General features: G+C 68.1%; 22 protein-coding genes. 1 reads left to right on the top strand and 21 read right to left on the bottom strand.

Features of this window, described 5'->3' with window-relative positions:
* Nucleotides 1-212 precede the first annotated feature (212 nt).
* From TSH64_RS17965 to TSH64_RS17920, 10 genes are all read right to left on the bottom strand, one after another.
* Nucleotides 213-821, bottom strand: coding sequence for an undecaprenyl-diphosphatase (locus TSH64_RS17965; RefSeq protein ID WP_109446964.1), 609 nt, complete (start codon nt 819-821; stop codon nt 213-215).
* 208 nt (nt 822-1,029) lie between these two features.
* Nucleotides 1,030-2,466 carry a serine hydrolase gene (locus TSH64_RS17960; protein ID WP_158285393.1) on the bottom strand — a complete coding sequence of 479 codons (1,437 nt, stop codon included), beginning with the start codon at nt 2,464-2,466 and terminating at the stop codon, nt 1,030-1,032.
* A 197-nt stretch (nt 2,467-2,663) separates the two neighbouring features.
* Nucleotides 2,664-3,782 carry a LacI family DNA-binding transcriptional regulator gene (locus TSH64_RS17955; protein WP_109446960.1) on the bottom strand — a complete coding sequence of 373 codons (1,119 nt, stop codon included), beginning with the start codon at nt 3,780-3,782 and terminating at the stop codon, nt 2,664-2,666.
* A 43-nt stretch (nt 3,783-3,825) separates the two neighbouring features.
* Nucleotides 3,826-4,860, bottom strand: a complete 1,035-nt coding sequence (locus TSH64_RS17950) for a succinylglutamate desuccinylase/aspartoacylase family protein (protein WP_109446958.1) — start codon at nt 4,858-4,860, stop codon at nt 3,826-3,828.
* A gap of 76 nt (nt 4,861-4,936) precedes the next feature.
* On the bottom strand, nt 4,937-5,281 hold the full coding sequence (locus tag TSH64_RS17945; protein ID WP_109046903.1) for a RidA family protein: 345 nt from the start codon (nt 5,279-5,281) through the stop codon (nt 4,937-4,939).
* Between the two features lie 34 nt (nt 5,282-5,315).
* Entirely contained in the window at nt 5,316-6,119 is an 804-nt protein-coding gene (locus TSH64_RS17940) for a transporter substrate-binding domain-containing protein (RefSeq protein WP_109446955.1), read from the bottom strand.
* Between the two features lie 81 nt (nt 6,120-6,200).
* The gene (locus TSH64_RS17935) at nt 6,201-6,929 is read right to left on the bottom strand and encodes an amino acid ABC transporter ATP-binding protein (protein WP_109446953.1); all 729 of its coding nucleotides are present in this window, start codon (nt 6,927-6,929) and stop codon (nt 6,201-6,203) included.
* On the bottom strand, nt 6,916-7,566 hold the full coding sequence (locus TSH64_RS17930) for an amino acid ABC transporter permease (protein WP_109446951.1): 651 nt from the start codon (nt 7,564-7,566) through the stop codon (nt 6,916-6,918). The genes TSH64_RS17935 and TSH64_RS17930 overlap by 14 nt, the downstream gene beginning before the upstream one ends.
* A 14-nt stretch (nt 7,567-7,580) precedes the next feature.
* The gene (locus TSH64_RS17925) at nt 7,581-8,249 is read right to left on the bottom strand and encodes an amino acid ABC transporter permease (protein ID WP_109446949.1); all 669 of its coding nucleotides are present in this window, start codon (nt 8,247-8,249) and stop codon (nt 7,581-7,583) included.
* A 21-nt stretch (nt 8,250-8,270) separates the two neighbouring features.
* Nucleotides 8,271-9,557: an alanine racemase gene (locus tag TSH64_RS17920; protein WP_109446947.1), complete on the bottom strand. Its 1,287-nt coding sequence runs from the start codon at nt 9,555-9,557 to the stop codon at nt 8,271-8,273.
* A 233-nt stretch (nt 9,558-9,790) separates the two neighbouring features.
* On the opposite strand from TSH64_RS17920, the gene TSH64_RS17915 reads away from it, so the two are divergent.
* Nucleotides 9,791-10,588, top strand: coding sequence for a phosphodiesterase (locus TSH64_RS17915; RefSeq protein ID WP_109446945.1), 798 nt, complete (start codon nt 9,791-9,793; stop codon nt 10,586-10,588).
* Nucleotides 10,589-10,604: 16 nt separating this feature from the next.
* Here TSH64_RS17915 and TSH64_RS17910 read toward each other — a convergent pair whose 3' ends face one another.
* The 11 genes from TSH64_RS17910 to TSH64_RS17860 all read right to left on the bottom strand — a co-directional run bounded on the left by TSH64_RS17910 (nt 10,605) and on the right by TSH64_RS17860 (nt 23,668).
* A complete protein-coding gene (locus tag TSH64_RS17910; protein WP_109446943.1) occupies nt 10,605-13,121 on the bottom strand; it encodes a PAS domain S-box protein in 2,517 nt (838 codons plus the stop codon).
* 233 nt (nt 13,122-13,354) lie between these two features.
* On the bottom strand, nt 13,355-13,570 hold the full coding sequence (locus tag TSH64_RS17905; RefSeq protein ID WP_247873009.1) for a DUF4167 domain-containing protein: 216 nt from the start codon (nt 13,568-13,570) through the stop codon (nt 13,355-13,357).
* 190 nt (nt 13,571-13,760) lie between these two features.
* Entirely contained in the window at nt 13,761-15,527 is a 1,767-nt protein-coding gene (locus TSH64_RS17900) for a VWA domain-containing protein (RefSeq protein WP_109446941.1), read from the bottom strand.
* Nucleotides 15,528-15,562: 35 nt separating this feature from the next.
* Nucleotides 15,563-16,363 (bottom strand): CbbQ/NirQ/NorQ/GpvN family protein, encoded by an 801-nt coding sequence (locus tag TSH64_RS17895; RefSeq protein ID WP_109446938.1) that lies wholly within the window; start codon nt 16,361-16,363, stop codon nt 15,563-15,565.
* A gap of 84 nt (nt 16,364-16,447) precedes the next feature.
* Nucleotides 16,448-17,488: an aliphatic amidase gene (locus TSH64_RS17890; protein ID WP_109446936.1), complete on the bottom strand. Its 1,041-nt coding sequence runs from the start codon at nt 17,486-17,488 to the stop codon at nt 16,448-16,450.
* A gap of 111 nt (nt 17,489-17,599) precedes the next feature.
* Nucleotides 17,600-18,295: an urea ABC transporter ATP-binding subunit UrtE gene (gene urtE, locus TSH64_RS17885; protein WP_109446934.1), complete on the bottom strand. Its 696-nt coding sequence runs from the start codon at nt 18,293-18,295 to the stop codon at nt 17,600-17,602.
* Nucleotides 18,288-19,037: an urea ABC transporter ATP-binding protein UrtD gene (gene urtD, locus TSH64_RS17880; RefSeq protein ID WP_109446932.1), complete on the bottom strand. Its 750-nt coding sequence runs from the start codon at nt 19,035-19,037 to the stop codon at nt 18,288-18,290. Before urtD ends, urtE begins: the two co-directional genes overlap by 8 nt.
* Nucleotides 19,038-19,051: 14 nt before the next feature.
* Nucleotides 19,052-20,188 (bottom strand): urea ABC transporter permease subunit UrtC, encoded by a 1,137-nt coding sequence (urtC, locus tag TSH64_RS17875; protein ID WP_109446930.1) that lies wholly within the window; start codon nt 20,186-20,188, stop codon nt 19,052-19,054.
* A gap of 160 nt (nt 20,189-20,348) precedes the next feature.
* A complete protein-coding gene (gene urtB, locus TSH64_RS17870) occupies nt 20,349-21,218 on the bottom strand; it encodes an urea ABC transporter permease subunit UrtB (protein ID WP_109446928.1) in 870 nt (289 codons plus the stop codon).
* A 55-nt stretch (nt 21,219-21,273) separates the two neighbouring features.
* Entirely contained in the window at nt 21,274-22,521 is a 1,248-nt protein-coding gene (locus TSH64_RS17865) for a transporter substrate-binding protein (protein WP_109446926.1), read from the bottom strand.
* 541 nt (nt 22,522-23,062) lie between these two features.
* Nucleotides 23,063-23,668, bottom strand: a complete 606-nt coding sequence (locus tag TSH64_RS17860) for an ANTAR domain-containing protein (protein WP_158285391.1) — start codon at nt 23,666-23,668, stop codon at nt 23,063-23,065.
* Nucleotides 23,669-23,671 lie beyond the last annotated feature (3 nt).

Below are 23,671 nucleotides of genomic sequence, written 5' to 3'. Positions count from 1 at the left end.
CGTATGCGTGAGCGTCAGCGCTCCCGTGGAGGCGTTTCCCCATTTCTGGAAACGCCTCCACGGGAGCGCGCTCGGCCGTTTGGGATGATCCCCGTTTCCCCGACAGCGTGGCGACATAGCGAGGCTCGGCCCGGGTTCGAGCCATGCCGCCGATGTCGGCAAGGGTCCGGCTCCCGATCCAGGCGGTTCAGGAGCACGATCCCATCAAACCATCATTTGCGGTCCAGCGGGAACAGGGCGGCGGGCAGATGCAGCAGCCGCACGGTTCCCTCGTAAAGCCGGACGATGGCCGGCGTCAGCACTCCGTCGACGATGGGACGTGCCGGAATGACCAGCAGGGACGCGGTGGCGGAAACCAGAAGCGCACCCGCCATGTCGAGGGGGAAGTGAACGCCAAGATAGATGCGCGCCCACGCGACGCCCATCCCGAAGGTCATCATCCCCCAGCCCAGCCGTTGCCAGGATCCCCGCAGCAGCAGGCTGATCCCGATCGTCCACATGAAGGTCGCATGGTCGCTGGGGAAGGATGAATCCGCGGCATGCGGGATCAGCTGATGCCCCAACCCGAGCACGAAGGGGCGCGGATGATGCCAGAGCGCGCCAATCGCCGCGTTGACCAGCGCCGCCGTCAGCAGGGCGCATCCGGCACCGACCAGGACGGCGCGTCCGTCTTGCCGTCCCCACACCCACAGCGCCGCGACCAGGGCCGCGACCAGCACCACCACGTCGTCGGCCAGAAAGCGCGCCAGCATGAGAAGCCCGGCCGGCGGATCGGATGGAGCGTTCAGCAGAAGGAACAGATGTTGGTTCAAAGCTTCCATAAGCGGGGTCCGATCGTTTCGATTCGATGACAGGCAGGGCAGACAGATAGGCCGTGGCGCTTGCACATGCCTGGGCGCGAACGGTCAGGACCGGGGCGTTCGGCTGAGTCCGGGAGAGCGATGAGGATAGCGAACGCTCCAATCGGCCCCCCCGATGAAAACGGTCGTCATTGACGCGGCGAGGCACAAGCTCGGCACCGGCCGAACGTCAATCGATCCGCAGCCCCGTCTGGTCGATGCTCCCGGTCCGAAGAACCAGCGCCGTTGCAGGACCGGCGGCAGGCATACGAAAGGCGACTGTCGAAACATCGACTTTCAGGAAAAATTCGTCGGTGCCGGCAAGGGGAAACATCTCGACCTGATCGCTGCCGACCCGACCGTACAGGCGATTGCCATCGGCAATGACAGCGATCTCGAAATCGGGCAGGCGGTAGCGGCCAGCCAAACGGGCGTAGAATGCCGGGTCGGCGATACCGAGCCGGCGTTCGACCGGCCGGAACGCCGGCCAATCGTACTCTTCGGCAATCGCGCGCAGCAGGCCATGAGCGACAGCTCCGGCGGAGCCGTTGGTCATGATCACGGCTCCGTCCTGGCTGCCGCCCACGAAACCCGCCATCACGCACGAAAAGCCGGCATTGAGCCCGCTGTGGAAGAAGCAGGGTTCGGGTCCACCGCCCTTTCCGCCGCCATCGAGTCCAAACCCCAGGCCGAAGCCGCCAAGACCGGGCGTCAGCATTGTTTTGACCATGTCAGGCGACAGCACCTCATCGCGCCGGCCGGACCAGGCGCGCTGGAGCGCCATGATAACCAGCGCCAGGTCGGACGGTGTCGACCACAGCCCGGCGGCTGCCATCTCCGGATAGATGTGGGGACCGCCCTCGACCGGCTTTCCATCGAAACCGTAGGGTGTCGCCGCCTCGGCGACCCGGTCGACGGGAAGAGGTTGTGCGAATGTGCTGTCGGTCATCGACAATGGACCCAGGACCGCCCGCTCCATGTGAACGGGGAACGCCTCGCCCGTGACATCGATCAACAGCTGCTGAAGCACCGTATATCCGCCGCCTGAATACCGCCATGCGTTGCCCGGCGGTTGGCCGACGCGGATCGGCGGCGAGTTCGCCGGGTCGATGCCATCGAGCAGCTGAGCCAGCGTCGGGACTGGCTGACCGGCCGGATAGCCGGCGAACCCGTGCACGGTCAGCCCCGCGCTATGGTTCAGCAATCCGCGGACAGTGACGGCGGTTGACCCGGCGGCAGGCGGGATGTGCCAGGAAACGAGGTGGCTGTCGACGTCCGAGTCAAGGCCAAGCCGACCGTCCTGAACCAGCCTCAGCACCGCCAGCGCAGTGATCGGCTTGCTGATCGACGCCGCCTGGAACAGCGTGTCGGCAGTCACCGGAGAGCCGCCGACCGTGGCATCTCCAAAACCGCGCGTCCAGGCCAGACGACCCTCATGGATGACCGCAACGCTGACGCCAGGGACATGCAGCGCCGCCATGCGCGCAGCCAGACTCATGTACGCAGCCAGACCCGGCCAGTCGGCCGGTTCACCGGCGACGATCACCGGCGGCGGAAGACCGGCTGCGATCCGTTGTATACGGTCTTCGAGCGCAGGGTCGGGACCGGCCGGTGGCAAGTGCGTCATGGCAGCGGTGCGCAGGCAATTCTTCTGACACCATGCCGGCATCGGTTCGCCATGCTTCCCCGCTCGCTCATCGGCCTGGCCTGCCGCGCTGGCTGCCGATGAGCGGCGATGCAGCCAATCGGCAGGACTCGGCTTAAGAGCATCTCACGGAATCAGTGTCGGACAAAGTCTCGGGCACGCAGACCGGCGGCCCCGTCTCAGCTGCTGCCGCGATGGGTCAGCGTCAGTTCGACGGCACGGATCGGCTCCGGCGGCATGTCTCCGCGCATCCGTTGCAGGATCATCGCCCCGGCCTGCCGGCCGAGGTCGCGGCTGTCGATGCCGATGGTGGTCAGGCCGGGCGGCAGCTCCTCGGCCACGTCATTGTGGCCGAATCCCAGGATGGCGATGTCGTCGGGCAGGCGCATGCCCAGCCGGCGTGCCTCCAGCAGTGCGCCGGTCGCCAGCAGGTCGTTGGCGCAGAACACCGCCTCGACCGCCGCCTTGCGGGACAGCAGCTCGGCCAGCGCACGGCGGCCATCGACCATGCTGGTCACCCTGTCGACCGACAGCTCGGCGGCGATGTCGAGCCCGGCGGCGCGGGCACCCTCGCGGAAGCCGGTGAGGCGCAGGGCACCGCGGCCGCTGCGCCGGCCGATATAGGCGACGCGGCGGTAGCCCCGCCCGGCGAAATGCTCGGCCGCCAGACGGCCGCCGTCGATATTGGAGAAGCCGACCAGCATGTCGATAGGGTCACGGGGATAGGCCCAGGTCTCCATGATCGGAATGCCGAGCGCCCGCAGCGCCCGCCGGTTCTCCTCGATCTCGATGACGCCGGTGAACATGACCGCCGCCGGCCGCATCTCGCGCAGCGACTGGATCATCGTCGTCTCCTTGGCGTAGGAGTAGGAGGTCTGCCCGATCATCAGCTGGTAGCCCTGCGGCTCCAGCACCTCGCCGCAGCCCTGCACGGCAAGGCAGAACTGCTGGCTTTGCAGGTTGGAGACGAAGGCGGCGACGATGTTCGACTGGCCCGACCGCAGGGCGCGGGCATGCGGGTTGGTGGCGTAGCCGGTGCGCTCGACGATCTCCAGGATCTTCCGGCGCTTGGCCTCGGCCACCTTCTCCGGCTGGCGCAGGGCGCGCGACACGGTGATCGGCGACACCCCGGCCAGCCGGGCGATCTCGACGATGCGCGTCGGAGCCGGCCCCCCAGCGGCGTCACCGGTGGCGTCCCCGGCGGCGTCCCCATCTGCCGACGGCACCGGTTCCGCCGCGCGGAGGCGGAGGACGTCGTCGATGGTCGGCGGACGTTTGGCCGCGCTGCTCTCACTCATGTCGCCCGTCTCCTTGGCCGCCTCTCCATGCGATGCCGCCCGGTCAGGCCGCGCGCCCCAGGATGCCCGCCTCCTCCACCGGACGGGCCACCTGGATCAGGCAGTCGCCGGCCTCGCTGTCGCTGTGCAGGCGCCGCGAAATGACGATGCCCGCCTCCTCGAAGCGCAGTTCCTCCTCGGGCTGGTCGAGCCGCGTCAGGTCGTGGAACCAGCCGGCGAGATCGCCCGCGGCGACCCGCGCCCCGACATCGACCGCCGGCTCGAACCAGCCGCGCCGCAGCGCGTAGATCGCCTGCCGATGGCTGTCAAGCTGAAGCAGTTGCATCGGCGCCGGAACCGGTGCCGGAACCGAGAGAACCGGCGCGTCGGTCAACCCGACGGCGATCAGCAGATTGTCGATGGCGCGGGCGGTGTAGGCCATGGTCTCCGGCGTCACCGTGCCGCCGCCGCCGAACTCGCCGCTGATGCCGATGACGCCGGCCCGTGCGGCGGCGGCCATCGAGGTCGGCGCTGTCGCCCCGTTCTCCGCCACGAATCCGTAGGGCATGCCGAGCGCCCGCATCAGCTCCAGCGCGCGGCCGAGCCGGTCCGGCGTGCCCTGCCGTTCGATCAGGGCGCAGGGCAGGTGGGCCATCGAGGTGCCGCCGGAATGGATATCGAACACCACGTCGTGGCGCGGGAACAGCTCATGTTCGAGGAAATACGCCAGCCGGAAGGTGGGCGTGCCGGCGGGGTCGCCGGGGAAGGCGCGGTTGAGGTTGCCCTCGTCCAGCGGCGACCGGCGCCGCGCCGCCATCGCCGCCGGGGCGTTGGCGACCGGCAGGATCGTCACCTCGCCACGGATGCGCGCCGGATCGAGGCGGCGGAACAGCCGGCCCAGCAGCAGTTCGCCCTCATATTCGTCGCCGTGGTTGCCCGCCATCAGCAGCACGCGCGGGCCCGTCCCGTTGCGCACGCGGCAGACCGGAACCTTCACCTGATAATAGGGGGAGCGGTCCACCGAGAACGGGATGCTGAGGAAATCCAGCGACTTGCCGTCGGCGGCGAAATCGAGCGCGTGGTAGAGGCCAGTGTGCATTCCAAAAACCTTCTGGCGGAGGGGCGCCTTGGCAGCGGTTGCCCGGCGCCCCTTCCGGTTCACCGAGGAAGCCCGCTTACAGGGCGGCGAGCGCCGTCATCTCGACGCGCAGGTCGGGGTCGGCCAGCCGCGCCTCGGTGCAGGCGCGGGCCGGCGGGTTGGCCGGGTCGATCCAGGCGTCATAGACTTCGTTCATGGCGTCGAAGTCGGTGATGTGCGGCAGGAAGACGTTGACGGCGACCAGCTTGGACTTGTCGCTGCCGGCCTCCTCCAGCAGGGCGTCGATCTTGGCCAGCACGTCGCGGGTCTGCTCGTGGATGGAGCCGGTGCGGTTGTTGGCGACCTGGCCCGCGATGTGGACCATGCCCTGGCAGACGACGGCCTGGCTCATGCGCGAACCGACCTGGAACCTCGTGATCATCGGAAAGAACCTCTCTTGGATGCCGAACGGCGGGTTACATCTGCGGAAGCGTCTGCTTTTCCTTGAACCACGTCATCTGCAGGGCGCCCAGCTTGCCGTTCAGGCGGTTGTAGAACAGGAAGGTGTTGATCCAGTTGACCAAATCCTGTTCGCCGTGGCGGACGGCGACATGGGCCGGCGACTGGCGGATCAGGAACTTCTGCTCGACCTCCTTGCCGGGATTGTCCTGCGCGACCTTCAGCGCGATGGCGCTGTTCTCGGCGAAGGTTTCGACCTGCCCGGCCAGATAGGCGGCGATGGCGCCGGGGGTGTCCTCGAAGCGCACCAGCTTGGCGCCGGGAGCGTTGTCGGTCAGCCAGATGTCGAGCGTCGAGCCCTTGGCGACGCCGATGCTGTGGCCCTTCAGACCCTCGGGATCGCTGGCGTTCGCCATCGACTTCGGCCCGTAGACGCCGAGATTGACCGCGGCGTAGGGCTGGGTGAAGGTCACCTGCTGGGCGCGCTCCGGCGTGGCCCCGGCGGCGGCGATCAGCACGTCGACCTTGTTGGCGAGCAGGCTGGGAATGCGGTTGGCGCCGGTCACCTGGACCAGATCCAGCTTCACGCCCATGTCGGCGGCCATCAGCTTCGCCAGGTCGATGTCGAGGCCGGCGGCCTCGCCCTTGGCGTCCTTGAAGCCCCAGGGGGCGGCGTCCATCAGAACGCCGACGCGCAGCTTGCCGGCCGACAGCACGTTCTGCAGGGCATCGGCCTTGGCGGCGGACGGCAGGGCGGCGGCGGAGAGCGCGACGGTGGCGCAGACCGCCACGGCGGCGGCGAGGGTCCGGAAGAGTCTCACGACATTGCTCCTCTGTTCTGGTGGTTGTCCGGTCCTCGGCAGGGAACCGGTGGTTGGTTCGGCGAATGGCACGGCAGCGCCTCAGCGGACGGAGGCGATGAAGCTCTGCAATTCGGGTGTGCGGGGGTTGGCGAAGAGTTCGGCCGGCGGCCCCTCTTCCCAGACGCGGCCCTGGTGCATGAAGACGATCTTGGAGGCGACGTTGCGGGCGAAGCCCATCTCGTGGGTGACCAGCACCATGGTCATGCCCTGGCGCGCCATGTCCTCCATCACCTTCAGCACCTCGCCGACCAGTTCGGGGTCGAGCGCCGAGGTCACCTCGTCGAACAGCATCAGGTGCGGCTTCATGGCGAGGCAGCGGGCGATGGCGACGCGCTGCTGCTGCCCGCCGGACAGTTGGGCCGGAAAGGCGTCGATCTTGTCGGCCAGCCCGACCCGCTCCAGCACGTCCAGCGCCAGCGCCCGGCCGTCGGCCTTGGCAATCCGCTTGTTGAGGACCGGCGCCAGCGTGATGTTGCGCTCCACCGTCATGTGGGGGAACAGGTTGAAGGCCTGGAAGACGATGCCGACGCGCTGGCGGAAGTCGCGCAGGTTCGGCATGTCGGTGCGCACCGGCTGGCCTTCCACCGTGATCTCGCCGCCGTCGATGCGCTCTAGCGCGTTGATGCAGCGCAGCAGGGTCGATTTGCCGGAGCCCGACTTGCCGATGATGGTGACGATCTCGCCTTCCTTGATGTCGAGCGACACCCCCTTGAGCACCTGGGTTGACCCATAGCTCTTGGTAACGTTTCGGATGTCAACGAGCGCCATTGAGACGGACCTCCAGGGAACGGGCCCACAGGGTGAGCGGCAGGCAGGCGGCGAAATAGATCGCCGCGACGATCGAGTAGACCAGCAGGGGCTGGAAGGTGGCGGCGCTGACCAGCTGGCCGGCGCGGGCAAGCTCGACGAAGCCGACGATGGAGGCCAGCGAGGTGCCCTTGATCAGCTGGACGAGGAAGCCGACGGTCGGCGGCAGCGCCATGCGGAAGGCCTGCGGCGCGATGACGTAGCGGAACTGGTGCCAGGTCGACAGGCCGAGACAGGCGGCGGCCTCCCACTGCTCGTGCTTCACCGCCTCGATGCCGCCGCGCCAGATCTCGCCGAGGAAGGAGGCGGTGTAGACGGTCATGGCGATGCCGACGGCGACCAGCGGCGGCATCTCGATGCCGAGGAAGACCGGCATGCCGAAATAGAAGAACATCAGCAGGCCGAGCAGCGGCACGCCCTGCACCAGTTGCAGGAAGGCGGTGGCGGTCCAGCGCAGCGCGCGGCTGGCACTGGTCCGCATCAGGGCGAGCGCCAGCGCCAGCGGCGCGCCGAAGCCGAGTGCTATGAGGACGAGGACGGCCGTCCATTGCAGGGCGCTGAGCAGCGACAGCAGGTCGCCGAGGGAGAAGGAACGCATGGCCGGTGTCTCCGTCAGCGCCGAACCGGCCAGCGGAAGGCGAGGTGCCCCACCGCGGCGAACAGCAGTTTGAAGGTCATCACCAGGGCGAAGTAGATGCCGCAGATCACGGCATAGACCTCGAAGCTGCGGTAGGTGCGCGTCTCGATGAAGCCGCCGGTATGGAACAGCTCCTCCGCCGAGATCTGCGAGGCCAGCGAGGTGCCGAGCAGCAGCAGGACGAACTGGCTGGTGAAGGCGGGATAGACGCTGCGCAGGGCGGGCGGCAGCACGATGTACCGGAACACCTGCCAGCGCGAGAGCCCCAGGCACTGGCCCGCTTCCACTTGGCTGCCGGGGATGGCGTCGAGCCCGGCACGGACGATCTCGGTGCAGTAGGCGCCGAAATAGAGGCCGAGCGCGATGGACGCCGCCTCGAAGGCCCCCATCCGCAGGCCGAAGCCCGGCAGCACGAAGAAGACCACGAACAGCTGGATCAGCGACGGCGTGTTGCGGATCAGCTCGACATAGCCGCGGATCGCCCAGCGCACCGGACGCGGCCCGCTGCGCACCGCCGCCGCCGCGGCGACGCCGATGGCGGTGCCGAGGACCGCGGCGACCAGGGTCAGCAGCAGCGTGTGCAGCGTGCCGTCGATCAGCTGGTCCTGATAGCGCCAGAGCTGCTGGAAATTCAATGTCTGCATGGGGAATCTGGCCGTCTCGGGTCAGCCGAAGAAGGTGCGGTAGGCACGGCACACCCGCCCGTCGGCATCGAGGCCGAACAGCACCCGCCAGCGGTCGATGCAGGTGCAGGGGTGCGAGATGCCGAACTCGACGATGTCGCCGACAGCGAGCTCTTGGCCGGCCGGCACGGCGACGAAGGCGTGCTGGTCGTTCAGCCGCGTCACCCGCAGCCCGTCCGCCGACAGCGCCACGCCGTCGCGGTGGATGCGCAGCGGGCGGGGCAGATCCTGGTCGAAGGAGGAATCGCGCATGCCGAAGCCGCAGATCGCCAGCCCCGGCTCCGGCCGGGTCAGCACCTCCGCCCACAGGCGCAGGGCCGGGCGGAAATCGGCGGCCGTCGCCCCGCCGCAGGCGAAACCCTGCCGGGCGTCCAGCGCGCCGAGCGCGCGTTCGTAGGTGCCGTGGTCGTGGAAGAAGATGGCACCGCTGCGCAGCACCAGCGTGGCGTTGCCGTCGGCTTTCGCGACCGGCGCCAGGGCGGCGACCACCATGTCGAAGAAGGCCGATCCGCCGGCGGTGAGCAGCAGCGGCCGCTCCGGCGCCAGCGCGCGCACCAGAGCGAAGGCCTCCGCCGTCCGCTCCATCAGGGCGGCGATGTTGGCGGCGGTCTGGGCCGGATCGGAGGTCGCGACAGCCCCCTCATAGGTGGCGACGCCGTCGAGAACCAGCAGGCCGGGATGCAGCAGCACCGCGGTGAGGATCGCGTCCACCGCCGCGCGGTCGCGGGCGCCGCCGCGGCCGGCGCCGACTTCGACCAAGACGGCCAGCGGACGGCCGGCGGCTTTGGCGGCAGCGGCAAGCGTCTCAACCGCCGCCGGGGAGTCGGCGAAGGCGCGCAGGTCGGCGTCGGGGTGGGCGGCGAGCAGAGCGCCCAGCCGTCTGCCGCTGGCGATGCCGCCGATCTCGTTGCCGAGGATCAGCCGGGTCACGCCGGCGCGCAGCAGCACGGCGGCCTGCTGCAGATTGGCGACGGTGGCGCCCCAGGCCCCGGCCTCCACCAGTCCCGACGCGATCTGCGGCGCCATCGGCGTCTTGGCATGCGGGGCGAGTGCCACACCGTGCTGTCGCGCATAGGCAAGGATCAGGTCGCGGTTGGCGGCAAACGCGTCCTCGTCGAGCGTCAGGACCGGCAGCGCCATGTCGCCGGCAGCCGGCCGCCAGTTCTGGGCGCCGACATCGCGCAGCTGCAGCGGCGCCGTCCCCGGCGGCACCCCGCGGATGGTGTCGTCCAAACCGCTGTCGAGCAGCGCATCGAGAAACAGGCTCATGGGCGGCAATCCTGATCAGCCAGATGAGGACGAAGCGTCGAACGTCCGATGACAACGTTATCATAGCGCCGCATGGATGCAATGACAACGTTGTCATCATGCATTCGGAAAGAATCTGGCTTTGTGTCCGGCGGGATAACCGTGACGGGCCCTACCGCGAAGCCGGCTCATCGGCTTTTGAAAACGGTCCCGACCCTCTAGGCTGACCGAAACCACGACCGGGGACCGCCGCCTTGCTGATCGCCCATCTGTCCGATCCCCACATCCGCCCGCGGGGCGAGCTGTACCAGGGGCTGGTCGACTCGAACGCGATGTTCGACGCCGCAGTTCGTCAGCTGAACGCGCTCGATCCGGCACCCGACCTCGTGATCGTCACCGGCGACATCGTCGACCGCGGCACCGCGGCCGAGTACGGGCAGGCGCGCGCCGCACTGCGGTCCATTCGCCAGCCGGTCCTGCTGCTGCCGGGCAATCACGATGACCGGGACGCGTTCCGGACGGCCTTCGCGGATCACTCATACCTGCCGGCAACGGGGCCTCTCCACTTCGCTGTGGGCGACAAAGGGCCGCTGCGCATCCTCGGCCTCGATGTGACCGTTCCCCGCGAGCATCATGGGGAGGCAAGCGAGGAGGCCTGCGCCTGGCTCGCAGCGCGCCTGTCGGAGGAGCCGGAGCGGCCGACGCTCGTCATGCTGCATCAGCCGCCCCTTGAAAGCGGCATCGCCTGCATCGACGCGTACAATTGCCGGAACGGCATGGGTCTGGCGGCGGTGCTGGCCGCCCATCCCCAGGTCGAGCGGCTTCTGTGCGGGCATGTCCACCGCTTCATGCTGGCCCGCTTTGCCGGGACGGTGCTGGTCACAGCCCCCAGCACGACGACGGCCATCGCGTTGCGGCTCGCACCGGATGCCGAGCCGGCCTCCTACGTCGAGCCGCCGGCCTTCCTGCTTCACCGCTGGCAGGAGGGCGCGGGGCTGGTCACCCACCTCGTGCCCGTCGGCAACTTTCCCGGCCCCCTGCCGTTCTTTTGAAAATAGGCGGTTTGCTCTAAAGTTTAGCGTTCCGGTCGATCTCCTGGCGCAGGGTCAGCGCCAGATCCTCGATCCGGTAGGGCTTCGACAGCACCGGGAAGCCTTTCAACCCGGCCCGGTCCTCGCTGTAGCCGGTGGTCAGAACCACCGCCAGCCGGGGCAGCAGGGCCCGCGCCGCCGCCGCCAGGGCCGGACCGTCGATCTCGCCCGGCATCACCACGTCGCTGAACAGCAGGTCCGGCCTTTCCCCGTCCCGCAACAGGCGCAACGCCTCTTCCCCGTTCGCGGCGCGGCTGACCCGATACCCCATTTCCTCCAGCGCCGCGACGATCACCAGCGCCACCACCGGGTCGTCTTCGACCAGCAGCACGCTGGCGCCGCCGCCATCGACCACGGGCCGCCGGGCATCGACCGCCACCGCGGGCATCGTCTCGGCACGCGGCAGCAGCAGCGTCACACTGGTGCCCTGCCCCTCCGCGCTGTCGACGGTCGCGATCCCGCCGGATTGCCGGCAGAAGCCGTAGACCTGCGCCAGCCCCAGCCCGGTGCCCTGGCCCACCGCCTTGGTAGTGAAGAAGGGTTCGAAGATCCGCTCCAGCGTTGCCGGCGCCATGCCATGGCCGCTGTCCCGCACCCAGATCCGCAGGAAGGAGCCGTACAGGCCATGCTCGCCGCACTGCTCGACGTTGCCGGCACCGATCAGCAGATGGCCGGCTCCGGCGATGGCATCGCGGGCGTTGGTGGCGAGGTTCAGGATCGCCAGTTCGAACTGCACCGGGTCGGCCATCGCCGGCCACAAGCCGGCTTCCAGATCGAACTCCAGCCGGATGTCCGCGCGCAGCGCCCGGTCGAGGAAACTGCGCATCCCCAGCAGGCGGTCGCGGACGTCGAAGGCTTCGGGTTCGAGGTTCTGGCGGCGCGAGAAGGCCATCAGCTGCCGGATCATGCTGGCGCCGCGGTCCACCGCCTGATGGCCGGAATCGAGCACCTTCTGCACCCCGGCGACATGGCCAGCGCGCCGCCCGACCAGTTGAAGGCAGCCCGACATCGCCTGGAGCAGATTGTTGAAGTCGTGCGCCATGCCGCCGGTCAGCTGGCCGACCGCCTCCATCTTTTGCGATTGCCGCAGCGTCTCCTCGGCCTGCATCAGCTCGGCCGTGCGCTCGGCGACGCGCTGTTCCAGGGTGTCGTTGAGGGCGCGCAGCTCCGCAATCGCCCGGTCGCGCTCCGCTATGATCGTGCGCCGCTCCTCGACATCGATGAGCACGCCGGGAAAGCCCAGCGGCGTCCCGTCGGCGCCGTGATCGACGCGCCCGTTGGCCTCGATCCAGTAATAGCGTCCGTCATGCCGGCGGACGCGGTACTGGTGGGCATAGCGGCCACCCCGCGCAACCGCTTCGCCGACCGCCTTGGCCAGACCGGCCCGGTCGTCCGGATGCACGGTCTCGACCATCTGCGCCAGGCTGATGCCCTCGCGCCCGAGCGCCGGATCGACCCCGAAGGCCTTGGCGAACGCCTCGTCGATGGTGAAGCGGTCGGTCGCGATGTCCCAGAACCAGGTGCCGATGATCGCGCCGGCCGACAGGGCCAGCTGGACCCGTTCGGCATCGGTGCGGGCGGTCTCCAGGGCGCGCTTGCGATGGTCGATGTCTTCCAGCATCGCGATGGCGCCGGTGACCTGTCCGGCGCCGTCCGTCAGCGGCACGCTGCTGACGGCGAACCAGCGCTCGGTTCCATCCGTCTTTCGGTGGAGGAATTCGATGCCGGGAGAGACCAATTCGCCGCGCAGGGAGCGTGCGGCGGGATAACGGCTGGGCGGAAGGCGCTCCCCGTTGGCGTCGAAACTGCGCCAGCGGTCGGCCTCCTCCTGCTTCGTCATTCTGGAGGGGATGGGTTGATCGGGCAGGAGTTCGCGATAGAGCGGGCTGGACAGCAGCGCCCGCCCATCGGCGTCGAACAGGCACACCGCGACCGGAAGATGCTGAATGAGGGTGGAGAACCGGTTGCCGGCTTCGGTGCGGGCGGCCACCTCCTGCTCCAGCGCCACGTTGCGCGCCCGCAGTTCCGCCTCGACGGCGTCGCGCTGCCTGGCCGCCATGACCCCTGCCGTCGTTTCCGTCGCGATGTCGAGCATGCCGACGACCCGTCCGCGATCGCGCAGCGGGCTGTAGGCGAAGGTCCACCATGTGTCCTCCTCGCTGCCGTTGCGGGTCATCACGAGGTGCATGTCGGTGACGCTGACCGACTGGCCCTCCAGCACACGCGCGATGAGCGGGCCGATCGTGTCCCACACCTCGGACCAGACGACGGCAATCGGCTGCCCCAGCGCCGCCGGGTGGCGCTTGCCCAGGAAGGGAACATAGGCGGCGTTGTAGAGCAGCGTCTGTTCCGGTCCCCAGGTCGCGCACATGGCGAAGGGGGATCCGAGCATCATGGTGAAGATCGCCTCGAGGGCGGGACTCCAGCTCTCACGCGGTCCGAGCGGGGTTGCGCTCCAATCGCACGCCTCGAGGTCCGGCAAATGGGTGCTCATGCGGTCGCTGACCCTCTGCCCTGCCTGCGCGTCCGGCTCTCAGCCGGCAGTCGTCCGGCAACGGCTTGGCGTTCGGAACCGGGTGGGGCTGGAGCAGTCTTCCGCTGAGGCATGCCCGTTTATAGACGGTGGGACTGTCCCGGACAAGGTCGGCTCACGCTGCGGGGAAGACGGCGGCGACCGCCTCTGCCTGGTGGAAACGTCGATTCGCTCGCCTTGGCGACAGGCTGCTTTCAATCCTGGCCGCGCGAGACGCGAAACCAATGCTCGGCATACTGCCGGCAAAGCTCCGCTTCCACACTGTCGCCCGTGCGTTCGGCATCGGTGGCGCGGGCGAGCCACTGGGTCTGTTTTTGCAGCGCCGATCCGTTCACACGGGCGGGCGCCGGCCGGACCCCGGTCGATGCGCCGGTGTTGGAGCGGGACTTGCTGAAGTTCGGTCGCGGCACTGGTACGCGGGGCCTGGAGGGTGGCATGGGGCTTACGGACTTCCTTGAGGAGACAGGGAGGGGCATCCTCCGATCCGGCGGAGTCTACGCTGCCCGTCGCCGCGATGCGCGAAAATTCTGTGGCGTCTCGGCAATGACGACATCCGCCGTCACGCCGTTCGGCCCGGTTCCGCCGGCCCGGCCGATCCCATCACGTCGACAGGCGCAGATAGAAGGTCGGCAGCACCTCCGGCAGCTTGTCGGCGCGGTCGATCACCATGACGTTGCGGGCCCCGAACATCCGGGTCAGGTAGTCGCGGCCCTGGGGGTCGAGCCCGATCACGAAGCAGTCGATCCCCCGCGCCGCCAGCCCCAGCACGGCGCGACGGGCGTCGTCCAGCAGATAGCGGCGGTCGGCGACGTCGATGTCCGACGGCTCGCCGTCGGTCACCACCAGCAGAAGGCGGCGATGGGTCGCCTGCCGTTCCAGCAGCCGCCCGGCATGGCGCAGCGCGGTGCCGAGCCGGGTGGACAGCCCGGCCTTCAATCCGGCCAGCCGCCCCCTGGCCGCGTCGTCGTAAGGCTGGCGGAACGCCTTGATCCGGTAATAGCTGACGTCCTGCCGCCCGTTGGAGCGGAAGGCATGGATGGCGAAGGGATCGCCCAGCCCGTCCAGCGCCTGGGCGAACAGGGTCGCGGCCTCCCGCTCCACCGACAGCACGCTGCGCCCGCCCCCGGCAACCGGATCGCCGGTCGAGGCGGACACGTCGAGCAGCAGCAGGACCGACAGGTCGCGGTTGCGGCGGACCAGCACCTCATGCACCCGCGGATCGGGAGCCTCGCCGCGGCGGTGGCTGACCATCGCGTCGATGCAGGCGTCCAGATCCATGCGGTCGCCCTCCGGCTGGCGGCGCAGCCGCACCGGACGGCTGACCTTGGCCGAGCGGACCAGCGCGGTCAGCCGGTCGGCGGTCGCCTGATGGCGTTCGACGATGCGGGCGATGGCGGCGGGGTCGCCGGGTTCGCTCCGCCGTTCGTTCAGCACCACCCAGTCGGGACGGTCGATGCCGACGCGGTAGTCCCATTCCGGGTAACGTACCGGCGGGGCGGTGATCTCCTCCTCCCCCACCGCGCGGGCGGGGACATCGGTGGCGGACAGCCGTGCCGGGGTGGCGCCCTCCCCGACCTGATCGTCGGGGCGGCCGCGGTCGCGCTCTTCCTGCTCGGTGCGGAAGGCCTCGAACACCGTCTCGGCGTCGCTTGGCGGGCTCGGCGGCGCCTCGCCATGGTCCCACAGGCCGATGTTGTCGTCGCGGTAGGCCGGCTCGACGACATGATCCTTGGAATTGAACTGCACCCGCATCTGGCCGAGATCGTTGCCGAGCAGCCCGCCGATCCGGCGGCTGAGCGCCGGGCTGTGCCAGTCGGACTCCGCCGCGAAGAACAGCCGCCTGCCCTTGGCGACCCAGGCGTCGTCGTCGCGGTAGTCGGGGTCGATCAGCGCGCGGGCCAGCCGCGCCATCAGGGCGGGCGCCGTGCCGGCGCCGTCCGGCTCGGCGACGTGGAAGGGCCGCCAGACCCGCAGCAGTCCGGGATGCTCGCGCATCGCCAACTGCTCGACCCGGGCATCCTCGATCAGCGAGACGAGCGCCAGCTGCAACGGCTTCAGCCCGGCGGCGGGAAAGCGCGGGCCGGTGAAGCGCAGATGCGCCCCGGCATGGACCAGGGCGGCGCGAAACAACGCGCCGGAGCGGTGGCCATCGACGCCGCGGAAGGTGCCGGGCATCCAAATCAGCCCGTCCGACAGGCTGACCCGCCGCGGCGGGTTGCCGGCGGCATCCGGCTTGGCATGGCGGATCGGCACCCGCAACCGCCACAGCGCGACCAGATAGGCGACCAGCCGGCGCTCAACGGAGGAAAAGGCGGTGTCGGCGGGAAACTGGTCCGCGGGAAATTGACGCGATTGGTCGTCGGGCATCTGGTCTCCGGTCCTCTCCCCCAAACAGGGACAGCTCAGGCAATCGCCGCCGACACGGCGGCGGAGAAGGCATCCCGCACGTCGGCGTCATCGGTGATCGGCAGCACCAGCGCGATCCGGCAGGCGGTCTCCAGCGCGATCCCCTGCGCCGCCAGCCGGCCGGCATGGATCAGCATGCGGGTGGACACCCCCTCCTGCAGCCCGTGGCCCTTCAGGTTGCGCGAGCTTGCGGCGATGCGGACCAGCAAAGCCGCGACGTTGGCGTCAACGCCCGATTCATGGGCGACGATCTCCGCTTCCACCGTGGCGTTGGGATAGCCGAACTCGATGGCGGCGAAGCGCTGCTTGGTCGATTCCTTCAGATCCTTCAGGACGCTCTGGTAGCCGGGGTTGTAGGAGATCACCAGTTGGAAGTCCGGATGGGCCTGGACCAGCTCGTTGCGCTTCTCCAGCGGCAGGATGCGGCGGGCGTCGGTCAGCGGGTGGATGACGACGGTGGTGTCCTGGCGGGCCTCGACGATCTCGTCGAGATAGCAGATGGCGCCGTGGCGCACCGCCTGGGTCAGCGGCCCGTCGTGCCAGACCGTGCCGCCGGGATCGAGCAGGAAGCGCCCGACCAGATCCGATGCGGTCATGTCCTCGTGGCAGGCCACCGTCACCAGCGGCCGGCCGAGCCGCCATGCCATATGCTCGATGAAGCGGGTCTTGCCGCAGCCGGTGGGGCCCTTCAGCATCATCGGCATGCGCGCCGCATAGGCGGCCTCGAACAGTGCCACCTCCCCGGCGACCGGCCGGTAATAGGGCTCCTCCGGAATCCGGTGTGCATCCAGCGCCATCGGCACGTCTCCCTGTTGTTGGTCTCGCTCCGAAGAGATGCGGCGGGCGTCTCCCGACCCCCGCCGCGCCTTCAGACCTGCTCGTCAGCGATGCAGGGCGGTTTCCGGGTTGGGGATGCCGTCGATGGGACATTCCTCGGTGCCGACGGTGCCGCGGGTCATCGCCTCGACCCGCGCGCGCGTGCCTTCCGGATCGTTGATCCAGTCATGGTAGAAGCTGTAGGCGCAGGCCGCCTCGCCCTTGGAATCCTCGCCGGAGTTGATCTTGCCGGTGTAGCCGCGGTGGACCAGCTTGAAGAGGTGGTTCTGCGACTGCATGTTCTTGCGCGCGTCGCGGATCAGCGAGGTGGAGAGCTGGGCGTACTGGATGCCGTTCTCCTCGGTGCCGCACTCGCCCAGTGTCCGGCCGTCGAAGCCGATGATGGCGGAATGGCCGAAGTAGGAATAGACCCCGTCGAAGCCGGCGGCGTTCGCCACCGCGACATAGGTGTTGTTGGCCCAGGCCATCGCCTTGGACATGATGACCTGCTGCTCCTTGGCCGGATACATGTAGCCCTGGCAGCGGACGATCAGCTCCGCACCCTTCATGGCGCAGTCGCGCCAGATCTCCGGATAATTGCCGTCGTCGCAGATGATCAGGCTGATCTTCAGCCCCTTCGGCCCGTCGGTGACGAAGGTGCAGTTGCCGGGATACCAGCCCTCGATGGGCACCCACGGCATGATCTTGCGGTATTTCTGGACGATCTCGCCCTTGTCGTTCATCAGGATCAGCGTGTTGTAGGGCGCCTTGTGCGGATGCTCCTCATGCCGCTCGCCGGTCAGGGAGAAGACGCCCCAGACCTTCGCCTTGCGGCAGGCGTCGGCGAAGATCTGGGTCTCGTCGCCGGGGACCGACGAGGCGGTCTCGTACATCTCCTTGGAATCGTACATGATCCCATGGGTCGAATATTCCGGGAAGATCACCAGATCCATGCCGGGCAGGCCGACCTTCATGCCCTGGACCATCTCCGCGATCTTGCGGGCATTGTCGAGGACTTCGGCCTTGGTGTGCAGGCGCGGCATCTTGTAGTTCACGACCGCGACGCCGACGGTGTCCTTGCTGCTGGAAATATCGCCGTGCAACATGGTGCATTCCCTTTCTGGTCTGTGGATCGATAAGGAGGGGGCGTCCCGTCCCGGCGCGAGGCCGGACGGCGAACCCGTGTTTCGGGGTTGGAGATGCGGCCCGGACGGCGCCTAGACCGCCATGTGCCGGTGCACCAGATCGTCGGTCAGGCTCTCCGTCGGCCCGTGGGCGGCGACCCGCCCCTTGTCGAGCATCAGGAAGAGGTCGGAGGCCTGCCGCGCGAACCTCACATTCTGTTCGACCAGCACGACGGTGATGCCGTGCTGGCGGTTCAGGGTCATGATGACGTTTTGGATCTGCTCGACGATGTTGGGCTGGATGCCCTCGGTCGGCTCGTCCAGCAGCAGGACCTGCGGCTTCGCCGCCAGCGCCCGCGCGATCGCCAGCTGCTGCTGCTGGCCGCCGGACAGGTCGCCGCCCTTCCGGTTCAAATTGTCGCGCAGATAGGGGAACATCTCGAACACCAGCGGCGGGATCTCGCGCTTGCCGTCCGGTCGGGCGAAGCTGCCCATCAGGATGTTCTCGCGGATGGTGAATTTGCCGACGATGCCGCGCCCCTGCGGGACATAGCCGATGCCGAGACCGGCGCGGCGGTGGGTCGGCTCGCCCCGGATGTCGCTGCCGCCCAGCCCGATCCGGCCGGTGACCCGGTCGGTAAGCCCCATGACGGTCCGCATCAGCGTGGTCTTCCCCACCCCGTTGCGGCCCAGCACGCTGAGCAGGCTGCCCCTGGGTACGGCGAAGCTGACATTCTGCAACACCGGGCTGCTGCCGTAGAAGGAATAGACGTCGGTCATGTCAAGCATGGGAGATGCCCCCGCTTCCAAGATAGGCCTCGCGCACCTTGGGATCCTCCTCCACCTGCCGGATCGATCCTTCGGACAGGCGCTTGCCCTGGTGCAGCACGGTGATGGTCTCGGCGATCTCGCGCACGAAGCCCATGTCGTGCTCGACCACGATCAGCGTGTGCCGGCCGCGCAGCCGCTGGAAGATTCGCGAGGTCTTGCCGGTCTCCTGGATGGTCATGCCGGCGGTCGGCTCGTCCATCAGGATCAGAGCGCTGTCCTGGACCAGCAGCATGGCGATCTCCAGCCATTGCGTCTGGCCGTGCGACAGGAAGGCGGCCCGGGTGTCCAGCTCGTCGGCCAGCTCGACGATCTCCAGCACCTCGGCGATGCGCCGGTCGAGGCGGATGCCGGGGAACAGGCGGATCGTCCGCGCCGGGCCGGGATGCCGGGAGTGCGCGACCTCCAGATTTTCGCGCACCGTCAGCTCCCTGAACACGCTGGGCACCTGGAACTTGCGCCCCACCCCATGGCGGGCGCGCCGGTATTCCGGCGCACTGGTGATGTCCTGCCCGTCGAGCAGGATGCGCCCGCCGGTCGGCTGGGTCCGGCCGCAGATCAGGTCCAGCGTGGTCGACTTGCCGGCCCCGTTGGCGCCCAGCAGGCAGCGCAGCTCGCCGCGCTCGACCGCCAGATCCAGGCCGTTAACCGCCTTGAAGCCGTCGAAGCTGACTTCCAGCCCGTGGAGTTCGAGATAGGCCATGAGGATCGTCTCCTTCAGCTCGGCGTGCGGCCGGCACGCGGCGCCTCGGAAAGGGCGGCAAGGGCGGTGTCCGGCGTCTGCCGCGCTGGGCGGGTCAGGCGGTCGGCCAGGATGCCGATCAGGCTCGACAGGCCGTTGGGCAGGAAGACCACGACCAGGATGAACATGCCGCCGAGGATCAGCTGCCAGGTGTCGAGGAAGCTCTCGGACAGGCTGCCCTGCATGAAGTTGACCAGAATGGCGCCGATGGCGGCCCCCAAGAGCGAGCCGCGCCCGCCGACCGCCGCCCAGATCACCATCGACAGGCTGAGCGGCACCCCCATGAAGGTGGGCGAGGCGAATTCCAGCACCATGGCGTAGAGCATGCCCGCCAGCCCGGCCATACCGGCCGACACCGCGAAGGCGAGCGACTGGTAGGCGGCGACGTCGTAGCCGAAGAAGCGCACCCGGTCGGCGTCGTTGCGGATGGCCTGGAGGATCAGCCCGGCCTTGCTGCGGGTGAAGGCGAGGCCGAGCAGCAGGCACAGCGACAGCGCCCCGGCGGACAGATAGTAGAAGGCCGGGCTGTAGGGATCGAAGGTGACGCTGCCGGCCTCCAGCCACGCCAGATCGGTGATGCCGTTGAAGCCGCCGGTGTAGGCCTGCTGGTCGATGAACAGCAGATTGACCACCGCCAGCATGGCGAGCGTGATGATGGCGACATAGACCCCGGCGATCCGCGCCCGGAACATGAAGGAGCCCAGCAGCAGCGCCACCACCACCGGCGCCAGGATGCCGGCCGCCACCGCGAACAGGCTGGAATGGAAGGGCTGCCAGAACCAGGGCAGGTGGTCGAGGTTGTTCCACACCATGAAGTCCGGCAGCCCGGCCGACCCGGTGTGGACCGGGCTGGTCTTCAGCTTCAGATGCATGGCGATGGCATAGGCGCCGATGCCGAAGCTGACCCCCTGCCCCAGATTGAGGATGCCGGCATAGCCCCAGCTGAGCGCCAGCGCGGCGGCGGCGAGGCCGAGCGCCAGATAGCGGGCGAACTTGTTCAGGAGGAAGGCGTCGGTGACGAAACTGGGAACCGCCAGGATGACGGCGCAGAACAGCAGATAGGCGGCGAGCTGGGCGTAGGGCTTGCTGCGCGACAGGGTCGATTTCGACATGAGCGGGCTCCGGACGACGGGACCGACCGGGGAACCGGCCCGGCTTTGAAGATCGGGTTGGCGGAGATTTGGCTGGCTGGGAGTCGATTGACCGAGGGTGGCGGGCCGGTCGTGGGGGAGGTCGTCGGGGAACGGGAGGATGGTCATCTCCTTGGCCCCCTCACCGGCGCCGCTGGTCGACGAACAGGCCCTGCGGACGGAAGCGGACCAGCACCACCACCGCCAGGAAGACCAGCGCCTTTGCCAGCGTGTCGTTCAGCAGGAAGGCGATGCCGGCGGTGCCGCTGCCGAGCAGGCCGGAACTGACCACCGTGCCGATCAGGCTGCCCACCCCGCCGACCACCACCACCATGAAGGCATCGACCACGAAGTTGGTGCCCATGTCCGGCGCCACGCTCTTGATCGGCGCCACCAGCGCCCCGGCCAGCCCGGCGAGGCCGGAACCGAAGGCGAAGGTCAGGCTGTAGATCCTGGCGCTGTTGATGCCGTAGCAGCTGGCCATCTCGCGGTTCTGGGTGACGGCGCGCAGCTTCATGCCGAACTCGGTGCGCTGGATGACGAACCAGGTCAGCGCCAGCAGGGCGGCGGTCAGTGCCAGGATGAACAGGCGGTAGCTGGGGATGCCGACCCCGGCAATGTCGATGCTGCCGGACAGGAACTCCGGCGTCTGGACATAGCGCAGCTCGGCCCCGGCGGACAGGCGCACCGCCTGTTGCAGCATGATGCCGATGCCCCAGGTCGCCAGGATGGTGTCGAGCGGCCGGTGGTAGAGGAAGCGGACCACCGTGCTCTCGACCACCCAGCCGGCCGCCGCCACCATGAAGAACACCAGCAGCAGGCAGGGGATCAGCGGCAGGCCGAACTGCGACTGGAGGAACCAGGTGCCGTAGGCGCCCAGCATGACGAACTCGCCATGGGCGAGGTTGATCACCCCCATCGCGCCGTAGATGATCGCAAGCCCGAGCGCCACCAGCAGCAGGATCGACGCGATGCTGAGCCCGGTGAAGAGTTGACCGAAGAAAATATCCATAAGCCCCTCCGACGGGGAGAGCGTCGGGCGACGCCCTCCCCTGGCCGTTCATTGCTCACGCACCCTTCAGGCCGTCCTTGGTGCAGCTCTGGCCCGGATAGGCCCAGTAGGGTTCCGGCTTCACCCAGTCCGACGATTGCTGGATGACCTTGAACTGGCCGTCGGCCTGGGCCTGGCCGATCTTCGGCCACAGGTAGCAATGCAGGTTGTCGCCATCGACCTTCACCTTGCCCTGCGGCGCCATGATCTCCAGCCCGGCGGTGGCGTCGCGGACGGCGATGGGGGTGATGTCGCCCTTGCCGATCTTCTCCACCGCCTTGCGGAACAGGTGCATCTGGAAATAGGCCGCCTCCGACACGAAGTGCGTCACCGACTCCTTGCCGAAGCGCTTCCGGTAATTCTCGACGAAGACCTCGTTCTCCTTGGACTGGTGGCCCATGAAGTAGGGGGCGGAGGTGAAGTGGCCGGCGGCATACTCGCCGCCCATCGCCGCGATCTCCACCTCCGACGTGGTCAGGCTCGCCATCGGCATCTTGTCCGGGCTGAACCCCGCCGCCTTGTACTGCTTGTGCAGCGCGATCACGCTGTCGCCGACCACGGTGGAGAAGATCACGTCCGGCTTGGTCTCGCGGAACTTGTTCAGCACCGAGCCGAACTCCGAATGGCCGAGCGGCACATACTCCTCGCCGACCACCTCGCCGCCCAGCTCCTTCAGCAGGATCTTGCAGACGTTGTTCTCTTCCTTGGGATAGATGTAGTTGGAGCCGATCAGGTAGAATTTCTTGCCGAACGTCTTGACCAGCCAGGGAATGAACTCCTTCTGCTGCTGGTTGGGCACCGCCCCGGTGTACATGACGTTCTTCGAGCACTCGCGGCCTTCGTAGAGCGTCGGATACCAGTAGAGGTTCTTGCGCTTCTCGAAGACCGGCAGCACCGCCTTGCGCGAGGCGGAGGTGTAGGAGCCGAAGACGCTGACGCATTTGTCGTTCAGCACCAGCTTGTTGGACTTGTCGGCGAAGGTGGCGGGGTCGGAGGCCGGATCCTCGACGATTGCGGTCAGCTTCATCCCGTTGATGCCGCCGGCGGCGTTGATCTCGTCGATGGCCATCATGGTGGCGTTGTGCATCGACTTCTCGACGACCGCGGTGGTGCCGGTCAGCGAGAAGAGGACGCCGACCTTGATCTCGCCGTTCGCCGCCCAGGCGGCGCCGCTGTCCTTGATCCAGATGTGCGGGAAGCCGACCGATCCGGCCACCCCGGCGACGGCCGTCGATTTCAGAAAATTACGCCGTGTGAAGGTCATGACGCGCTTCCTCCTCGTTTGCCTGTTTTGGGCAGTTCTTCGGCACGGACAGGAGAGCGCACAAAAAAAGCCCCACCCAGGCCGGCGGCCTGCTGGGGCTTCATTGCCTCGGCACGATCTCCCGGCGTCATCGGCGGGGGTGTGCCTGGTGCGGTCTCAAGTCGTGTCAGCTGATTTTAAAATACTCAACGAATGGTGGCGTCGATCATGCAGTATTGTTCTTGCCGACATCCAATGAATGAGGCGCCGGGCAAAAGAAGCCGTTGCGCGACAAGCTGATCGCCGCGTCAATCCGCAAAGACTGAACAGTCGAACTTATCCCTGCACAAACCCATCCATCGGCGTCCCTCGCATCTGTGGTGCCGGAGTGAGCGTCGGTACGTCAGGTTCAAGCACAAAAAAAGCCCCGGCAAGGCTGTGACACCTTCAGGGGCTTCATCGCCTGCCCGTCGATCCGACATCATTGGCGGACGCGGGCGATTTGCTTCACTTGCTTAGTAAGATGCACAGTGCTCCGCCTCACCGTCAACATCAAAAATGGTCAGCGGCTCGGATTTTCTGCCATGAGCATTTCGCTGGCGTCGATGATGGCGGCGGCGACCGCCTCGATGGTCGTCCGCCGGGCCATGGCGCGCTCGCGGATGAAGCGATAGGCCTCCTCCTCGGTGATGCGGCGCTGCTCGATCAGGATCGCCTTGGCCTTGCTGACCTTCTTGATGCCGTCCAGCCGCTGCTCGACCTTGTGCAGGCGCTTGCGCATGCCGCGCTCGCCCTCCGCGGCACGGTGGGCCATGAACATGGTGGTCAGCAGGCCGAAGGCGCGGATCGGCTTGCTGACGAATCCGCGCACCCCGTAATCGACCAGGGCCTTCAGCACGGTCGGGCTTTCGTAATCCAGCACGGCGACGATGGGCGGCCCGTCGTCGGCGCTGGACCAGGACAGCCGTCCCTGCCCCGACAGCAGTTGGGTCATGTCGAGGAAGATCAGGTCGACGCCGCTGGGGCGGTCCTTGGGCGGCGGCCATTCGGACCGGGCCTGGCAGCCGATGCGGTGGAGCTGGCGCAGCAGCTCCTCCGCCTCGGCGTCCTGCGGGTGGATGACCACCACGCGAAAGGAACGGATGTCGCGGAGCAGGTTGATCGACATGCG

The sequence above is a fragment of the Azospirillum sp. TSH64 genome (assembly GCF_003116035.1).
GTDB lineage: Bacteria > Pseudomonadota > Alphaproteobacteria > Azospirillales > Azospirillaceae > Azospirillum.
The sequence above is the reverse complement of the archived record's forward strand: the minus strand, read 5'-3'. Positions and strand labels throughout refer to the sequence as shown.